Origin of the sequence: Streptomyces sp. NPDC056160, from assembly GCF_042268205.1 — a bacterium.
In the GTDB taxonomy this organism is placed as follows: Bacteria; Actinomycetota; Actinomycetes; order Streptomycetales; family Streptomycetaceae; genus Streptomyces.
This window is the reverse complement of record NZ_JBHJUW010000233.1, coordinates 1-7,923: the sequence shown is the minus strand read 5'-3', so window position 1 is coordinate 7,923 and position 7,923 is coordinate 1. Positions and strand designations below refer to the sequence as shown.

Sequence of the window (7,923 nt, the reverse complement as noted above, 5' to 3'; positions counted from 1 at the left end):
GCGGGGAGAGGAGCGGCGGCTCCTCTCCCCGCACCCGCTCACCGCTTTCCCGTCACTGTTCGCGGGCGCGCGCGGCGGGGAAGCCGTGCGTGCGCGCGCCGACCACGACGAGCAGCACCGGCACCAGCAGGGCCAGCACCGTCCACGGGAAGGACCCCGGCCCGGCCGCGTCGAGCAGGACCCCGCCCGCCGCCCCGCCCACGGCCATGAACGAGTTCCAGGTGGTCACCAGCAGGGGCTGCGCCCGGTCGCCGCCCGCCTGGGCCACCGCCGTCTGCAGGAGGGTTGACACGGCGCCCCAGCCGAGACCCCACAGCACCACGGCCGGGTACACCAGGGCCGCGCCGCCGCCGGGTGCCGTCAGCAGCGCGGCGGCCACCAGGAAGACGGCCGCGCTCGCGATCGTCAGGGCGCGCAGCCGCCGGTCGACCAGGGCGCCGGTGACGGCGATGCTCACCACCGACGCGACGCCGAGCACCAGCAGGACCGTGTCCCGCGCGCCGCCCATGCCGCGCGCCTCCAGGAACGCGGCGACGTAGGTGTACAGGACGTTGTGCGCCAGGACGTAGGAAGCGGTGACGAACAGCACCGGGACCACCCCGGGCAGCCTGAGCGCCCCGAGCAGCGGCTCCCCGGCCTCGCGCCGCCGGCCGGGATGGTCCGGCACCGACACGGCGATCCATCCCGCAAGGCCCAGCGAGACCGCCGCCACCAGGGCGAACGTCGCCCGCCAGCCGAGGAGCCCGCCCAGCAGGGTGCCGAGGGGAATGCCCAGGGACAGCGCCAGCGGGACCCCGGCCATGGTGATCGCGATGGCCCGGCCGACCAGGCGCGCGGGCGCGAGCCGGCGGGCGTAGCCGACCAGTTCGGCCCACACCACGGCGGCGGCCACCCCGGCGGCGGCGCGGAACACCATGGTCAGCAGGTAGTCGGAGGAGAGCGCGGTGACCGCGTTGGCCACCGCGAAGGTGACGACGGCCGCCAGCACCAGCCGTTTGCGACGCCAGGCGGCCGTGGCCGCGGTGACGGGCAGCGCCGTCAGGCCCGTGGCGATCGCGTAGACGGTGAGCGTCTGTCCGGCGGCGGACTCGCCGACCGAGAGGCCGCGGGCCATCTCGGGCAGGACACCGGCGGGCAGGGCCTCGGTGAGGATCGCCATGAAGGCCGCCGTGGCCAGGGCGAGCAGCGGGGACAGGGGGAGCTTCCCGCGCGGCTGCGCGTCCGCGGGCGCTTCCCTCCGGGGTGTGTCCGTCGGAGGGACGTGCGCCGGGGGCGCGTCCGTGGGTCGTTCGGGCTGCGGCATCTGCGACGTTGACATGCCTGTTAGGGTTCAACCTTCACATGTGTGTGAGGGTCAACGCGGCGTCGTATGAGGTGGGTCACATGCGCATCGGGGAGCTGTCCGACCGAACGGGGACCCCGCGCCGGATGCTGCGCTACTACGAGGAGCAGGGGCTGCTGACCTCCGACCGCTCCCCCAACGGCTACCGGGACTACGACGAGCGCAGCGTGGACCGCGTGCTCCAGATCAGGGGGCTGCTGGACTCCGGGCTGCCCACCCGCGTCATCAAGCAGATCCTGCCCTGCCTGAAGAAGCCCCGGTCCATCCACGTCGCCGACGCCACCCCGGAGACGATCGCCACACTGGAGGGCGAGCGCGACCGGATGACCCAGCGCATCGAGTGCCTGGTACGCAGCCGGGACGCCATCGCCGTGTACGTCGACGCCGTCCTCGCCCAGCAGCGGGAAGCCGTCCGTCCGGGCAACCACACCTCCGGCTGCTAACGTCTACCAACCTGTAGACGTTCATCTGTCGGACAACCCGACTTCACGAGGATTCCACTCCTGCACCCACGAGCGTTCCCCCGCGGCGCTCCCGCACTCGAGAACCTGGCCCGGAGATCCACCTGATGACGACTTCCTCCCCGACCGCCCTTGCGCTCGACGGCGCGTCCATCGACGGCGGCCTCTACACCGACGTCACCGACTTCGCCCGCCACACGCACTGGCTGAACGGGACCGCCGCCGCCTACTCCTCCATCGGCATGGGCGTGTTCGTGCTCCTGCTGCTGGCGGCCTGGTGGGGCGCCCGGCGGCAGGGGAACTCGGTGATGGCCGCCGTCCTGGCGACACCGTTCGCCGTCGTCATCGCCTACGTCGCCAACACCGGCATCAAGGACGTCTTCGAGGAGCCCCGCCCCTGCCGGGCCCTGCCCCACGACTTCCTCATCGAGGCGTGCCCCCCGGTGGACGACTACGCCTTCCCCAGCAACCACACCACGGTCGCCTTCGCCTTCGCCGTCGCGCTGCTGATCGTCAGCCGCCGGCTGGGCTCCGTGGCGCTGCTGGCCGCCGTGGCGATGGGCGTCTCCCGGGTCTACGTCGGCGCGCACTACCCGCACGACGTCGCCGTCGGCGCGGTGGTCGGCAGCCTTGTCTCGGTCCTCGTCATCCTGCTGGCCTTCCGGTTCTGCACCCCGCTGGTCCAGCGCCTGCGGGCGGGGGCGCTGCGCCCGCTGCTCGCCGCTCAGACGCCCTGAGCACCGCCCCCGGCTCCGGACTCGGCCCCGGCCCCCGCGGCCGGGGCCGCCGCATGCCCGGGCCGGGCCACCCCGCCCGTGAGGGCCGCCTCGATGGCGGCCATCCGGTCGGCCAGCAGGGCGAGGGCGGCCGTCGCCCGTACGAGCGGGTCCTCGGCGGGGCCGCCCAACGCCCGGGTGCGGGCGTCGGCGGCCTTCAGCTCGGCCCAGCGGCCGGCCTGCTCCGGGGTGAGGGTGCCGCGCAGCTCGGCCAGTTTCAGCAGGTTGGCCTCGGCCCCGGAGGTGAGGGTCTGCGCCTCGGCCGTGAAGTGGTCGTCGACGACGGCGGCGGCCTCGGCCTCGTTCATGACGGGCCGGAGCCGCTGGGCGATCTTGTTCATGGTGCGGTAGGAACCCTGGAGCCGGTACGGCGGCTCGGTGCGCGTGTCCTGCGCCCGGGCGGCGGAGGCGATGTACGCGGCGTTCACCGCGAGGACCGTCTCGCGCGCGGCGAGCAGGTGGCGCAGCACGCCCGTGATCTGCTCCAGCTCGGCCGGCGCGTAGGGGTGCGTGAGCCGGTCCGCGCGGGCCGCCGGGTCCTCGCGGGCCAGCCGGATCAGCAGTTCCAGGTCCTGGCGGTCGCGGCCGGCCAGCGGGGCCAGGACCGGGTTCGCGGTGAGCGCGTTCTCCACGAAGCTCAGCGCGAAGACGTCCTCCTTGCCGGTGAGGACGTCACCGAGGTTCCACACGTCGGCGCGGTTGGCGAGCATGTCGGGGACGCGGAAGCGCTCGCCGGACTCGGTGTACGGGTTGCCGGTCATGCACACCGCGAAGCGCTTGCCCCGCAGGTCGTAGGTGCGCGGCTCGCCGTTCCACACACCGTCGACACGTCGGGTGGCGTCGCACAGCGGGATGAACTTCTGCAACAGCTCCGGTGAGGTGTGCTGGATGTCGTCCAGGTGCAGCAGGGTGTTGTTGCCGGCCGCCAGCGCGAAGTTGATCTTCTCGACCTCCTGGCGGGCGGTGGCGTTCGGGGCCTGGTCCGGGTCGAGCGAGGTGACCGCGTGGCCGAGGGCCGGGCCACTGACCCGCACCATCATCAGACCCAGGCGTTCGGCGACGTACTCCATCAGCGTCGTCTTGCCGTAGCCGGGCGGGGAGACGAGCAGCAGCAGACCGCCGGTGTCGGTCCGCTTGTCCTCGCCCGCGGTGCCGATCTGGCGGGCCAGACTGTCGCCGACGAGCGGCAGGTAGACCTCGTCGACGAGCCGGTTGCGGACGAAGGCCGCCATGGAGCGCGGGCGGTGCTCCGCCAGCCGGAGCCGGACGCGCTCGGCCTCCACCAGCTCGGCCCGCCGGCGCTGGTGCGCCCGGAAGGCGGGTACGTCGCTCGACGCGAAGCGCTCCGTACGGGCCAGGAACTCGTCGATCCGCAGGGGGAGGGCGCGCCCGGTGATGCGCGGGTGGGTGCCGAGCAGGCCCTCGGCCACGGTCACCGGGGAGGCGTCCGACTCGTAGCGGGGCAGGTCCGGGCAGAGCTCGGCGGCCACCGCCTCGGCCAGGTCCCCGGCCGTGGCCTCCGCGCCGGTGGAGTCGGCGTACGCCGACAGCCACGCCCCGGCGAGCTGGCGGCGGGCGGCGAGGTCGCCGAGCGCGACCAGGTCCTCGTCGTAGGCCGAACCGCCCACCGTCCGGCGGAACTTGTCCAGCAGGGTGCGGGTGGCGGCGGCGAGGACGAAGCCGTCGGGGCCGGTGGTCAGCTCCTCGAAGAGGTACTCGGCGGCGGCACGCGCCGCCGCCCGCGCACCGTCCGCGTCTCCGGCGGGGTGCGCGTCCGACCGCCCCCGGACAGCCCCCGGCCCGCCCCCGTCGAACGCCCCCGGCGCCGGATCGGCCGCCTGCACGAGCCCGGCCCCGCCGACGCGTCCGGCGGGGTACGCGGTAAGTCGCCCCCCGGCGGCCCCCGCCGCCCCGAGCACACCACCGCCGAACGCCCCCGGGCCGCCCGGAAGCCAGGCCGTCCCCGGCTCCCGGGCCGCGCCGGCCGCCCCTTCCCGGCCGTCCGGCCCCGCCGCCGCACCGGCCGGAGCGCCGGTACCGCCCGCCCCGGAACCAGGGATCCCCTGGGCGGCCCCGGCCCGCCGGGCGGGCCCGGCCCCCGCCGTCCACCCCCCGATCGCCTCCGCGAGTTCCTCCTCCAGTTCACTCACGGCGCTCGCCGCCGCCGGGCCGAACGTGTCGCGGGCGCGGGCCAGGGAGAGGGCCCGCCGAATCCAGGCGGAGCGGGCGTCCGGTGTGGTGCCGTGGGCCCAGAACAACTGGGCGGCGGCGCGGGCCGCGCTCTCGTGGCGCAGTACGCCCACCCGCTCGTACACCGGCAGGAGAGCCGTGAGGACGACCGTGGCGTCGTGGTCGTGGACGCCCCGCTCGTACCCCTCGTCGTACGCCTCCCCGGCGGCCCGGCGGACGAGTCCCGGCAGGTCGTCGGCGGCCGCGAGCGCGGCCGGGCCGTGCTCGCGCAGCAGCCGGGCGGCCAGGTACTCGCCGCGGTAGACCTCGGGCGACTCCGAGGGCAGCTGCCGGTCGCCGTGGGCGCGGGTCGCGGCGACGTACGGGTCGGTGACCGGGGCACGGTAGTCGGTGCCGGTCAGCGCGAAGGCGAGGCCGTCGCCGTCCGGCACCAGGGTCAGGTCCAGGGGCTGGGTGGTGACGGCGAAGCGGTGGGTGCCCAGGCGGACGGTCCGGCCGCCGTCGGCGTACAGGTCGGTGCGGTCGCGCAGGGCGCGGCCGGCCTCCTGGCGGGCGGCCTTCAGCCGGCCGTCCAGTTCCTCCGCCCGTACCGGATCGCCGAGTGCGCGCAGTTCGCCGGCGGTGCGGCGGACCTTGGCGACCATCGGGTCGGAGGCGAAGTAGGTGCTGACCGCGTCGGCGTCGGCGAGCGTGCCCGCGCGCCGGGACACGGTCTGAAGGATGCGGTCGGCAGCTGTGGCCAGCTGCCCGGCGCGGCGGGCGCGGGCGTCCAGGAGGGCCTGCTTGCGGGCGGAGAAGGCGTCGTGGACCTCGGTGCGCTTGGCGGTCAGCTCGCCGAGGAAGTCGTCGAACTCGGCGAAGCGGGACTCCAGGTCCTCCAGCCGCACCAGCGTGCCCGAGAGCTGCTCGTCGCACGCCTCCGGGCTGTCGGCGGCGGCCAGCGCCCCGGTGACCGCCTGCCCGAGCAGCGCGAACTCGGCGGCGAACTCCGCGCGCCCCTCCCGCTCGCCCAGCTCGCGGCGGCGGGCGTCGAGGAGGGCGCGGGCCCGGTTGACGCCGCCGAGCACCTCGGCGACGCGCTCCAGGACGGAGGTGCGCACGGTGGCGTCGCCGATGTCGAGACCCGCGACGACCTCGGTGACCGTGCGCAGCGTGCCGGCCAGTTCGTCGAGCCGGGCGGCGACGGGTTCCGCGCCGGCCACGGACTCGATCGCCTCGGCGTCCGCGGCGAGCTGTCCGACGTCCCTGTGGTGGTCGGCGAAGGCGTCCTCGCGGGCCAGGAAGGTCACGGCCCGCTTGCCGAAGACGGCGAGGTCGTTCTCGGCCCCGGCGGTGAGTTCGTCGATGCGGGCGGTGTCGGCGTACCGCATCTCCTTCAGCGTGAGCAGGTGCCCCTGGGCCCGGCGCAGTTCGGTCAGGCCGCTCACCCAGGCGGCGGCGCCGCGCGGTGCCTCGCCGCGCAGCCGCCGCACCACGGCGGCGAGCCGTCCGTCGGCCTCCTCCAGCGCCTGTCCGGCCCGCAGGGTGAGGGTCCGTACGGTGCGGAACTCGGTCAGCACCTGCTCGGCGGTGGCCCGTACGGCCTCCAGTGGGGTCCGCAGGTCACCGAGGCCGGCCTCGCCCAGCCAGTGGTGGGTGTCGGCGGCCCGCACGCAGGCGGCGGCCAGCGCCTCGTACACCTCCACGGTCGGCGTGGTCTCGGCGACGGCGCGGCTGATGGACAGCAGGTCGGAGATGCCGCGCACGAGGTCGGCGTTGCCGACGCGGGCCAGCGGACCGGTGCCGGCCGTGGCGGCGGCGTGCGTGTCGGAGACGTACGGGGAGGCCCACAGCTGGATCGGGTGCACCCGGGCCGGTTCCGCGGCCGTGCCCGCCGGGTCCGCGCGCAGCGCCGGCAGCGCGCCGTCCTCGAACAGCGCCCAGCCGTGGCAGGACAGCGGGGTCGCGACCTCCTCGCGGATGGTGTTGTACGACAGCAGCAGACCGCGTCCCTCGGCGCGCGCGTGGAAGGCGTACAGCACGTCCTCGCCGTAGGGTGAGCGCACCTCGCGCTCGAACTCCAGGCCACTGGTGTCCAGTTCGTACGTCTTGTGCGCCCCCGTGGCCAGGCAGTAGCCGCCGGGGAAGACGATGCCCTGGTCCTCGGGCAGGCGGCGGCACGCCTGCCCGATGCCGTCGAGGCGGACGACCGAGCGGGTGAGGGTGTTGAACACCAGGTGGCGGTGGGTGTCCTCCTTGTAGGGGCGGACGCGCAGCAGGATCAGCGCGCCCACACGCGCGTGCGCGATGTCGGCGTCGGCGAGGGCCTGCAGCGGCTCGTCCACCGGCTCGCTGTGGATGCCCTCGCCGATCTCGGTGTCGTCCTCGGTCTTGACGGTGAGGGTGCCGCCGACGGTGGAGACGTAGATCTCCCCGGCGACCGAGACGTGCGGGTGGCGGCCAAGGCGGTGGTCCTCGCGCGTCGCCCCGGTCCAGGTGAAGTCGTGGGCGGGCGGCAGCACGTGGTCGCGTTCGCCGCGCGCGTCGAGGAAGGCGGCCCGCCCGTCCTCAGTGAGGTTCCAGCGCAGGACGCGGATGTCGTCGGCCTTCTCCCCGGTGCGGAAGACGGCCAGCAGCCGGCCCTCCACCCGGTGCAGGCGCAGCAGCCGGGCCTGCCGGTAGTAGCGGTGCAGGGCCGCGAACTCCCGGACGAACGCCGCATCGTCGAGCAGGCCGGGGACGGCGTCCTCGGGCAGCGGCTCCAGGTCCCGGTCGTACAGGGCGAGGACGTCACCGATCCGCGGCTCGGGCCGGGTGCCGTCGTCCGGCCTCGCGTGCGCGCCGTTGTACCCGAACAGCAGCCGGTCGCCGATGGCGACGACGTCCCGCGGGACGCTCGGGTGCTCGGTGCGCAGCCGCCCGGTGCCGGTCAGGTCGAGCCGGGTGGCGCCGAACTCCCCGGCCCGGCGGGCGTTGAGCTGTTCGGCACCGCGGGCCAGCTCCGCGGCCTGGGCGGCCAGCCGGTCGCGCAGCACCTCGTAGGTGCCGCTGTCCACGGCGCCGTACGAACCCGTCTGCTGGGCGGTTGCCATGGACGTGCGTCCCTTCGCAGGCTTCCAAGTGTGTGTCGAGCGTGGGCGGGGGCCCGCGCAGCCGCCGTCCCCCGTACGGTGGC

At 75.2% G+C, this 7,923-nt stretch carries 4 protein-coding genes; 2 read left to right on the top strand and 2 right to left on the bottom strand.

Annotation, left to right across the window (positions count from 1 at the left end):
• Window positions 1-52: 52 nt before the first annotated feature.
• Window positions 53-1,318, bottom strand: a complete 1,266-nt coding sequence (locus ACFC02_RS40470) for an MFS transporter (RefSeq protein WP_376367690.1) — start codon at window positions 1,316-1,318, stop codon at window positions 53-55.
• A gap of 65 nt (window positions 1,319-1,383) precedes the next feature.
• On the opposite strand from ACFC02_RS40470, the gene ACFC02_RS40465 reads away from it, so the two are divergent.
• Together ACFC02_RS40465 and ACFC02_RS40460 are read left to right on the top strand one after the other, a co-directional pair.
• On the top strand, window positions 1,384-1,785 hold the full coding sequence (locus tag ACFC02_RS40465) for a MerR family transcriptional regulator (RefSeq protein ID WP_376367688.1): 402 nt from the start codon (window positions 1,384-1,386) through the stop codon (window positions 1,783-1,785).
• A gap of 125 nt (window positions 1,786-1,910) precedes the next feature.
• Window positions 1,911-2,540 carry a phosphatase PAP2 family protein gene (locus ACFC02_RS40460; protein WP_360966119.1) on the top strand — a complete coding sequence of 210 codons (630 nt, stop codon included), beginning with the start codon at window positions 1,911-1,913 and terminating at the stop codon, window positions 2,538-2,540.
• Here ACFC02_RS40460 and ACFC02_RS40455 read toward each other — a convergent pair.
• On the bottom strand, window positions 2,528-7,840 hold the full coding sequence (locus ACFC02_RS40455) for a DNA repair ATPase (protein WP_376367686.1): 5,313 nt from the start codon (window positions 7,838-7,840) through the stop codon (window positions 2,528-2,530). The two genes, ACFC02_RS40460 and ACFC02_RS40455, sit on opposite strands and share 13 nt — an antisense overlap.
• Window positions 7,841-7,923: the final 83 nt, after the last annotated feature.

Bases quoted from the DNA above. Each gene is read 5' to 3' on its own strand.
- ACFC02_RS40470 (WP_376367690.1), bottom strand. From the start codon at position 1,318: ATGTCAACGTCGCAGATGCCGCAGCCCGAACGACCCACGGACGCGCCC.
- ACFC02_RS40465 (WP_376367688.1), top strand. From the start codon at position 1,384: ATGCGCATCGGGGAGCTGTCCGACCGAACGGGGACCCCGCGCCGGATG.
- ACFC02_RS40460 (WP_360966119.1), top strand. From the start codon at position 1,911: ATGACGACTTCCTCCCCGACCGCCCTTGCGCTCGACGGCGCGTCCATC.
- ACFC02_RS40455 (WP_376367686.1), bottom strand. From the start codon at position 7,840: ATGGCAACCGCCCAGCAGACGGGTTCGTACGGCGCCGTGGACAGCGGC.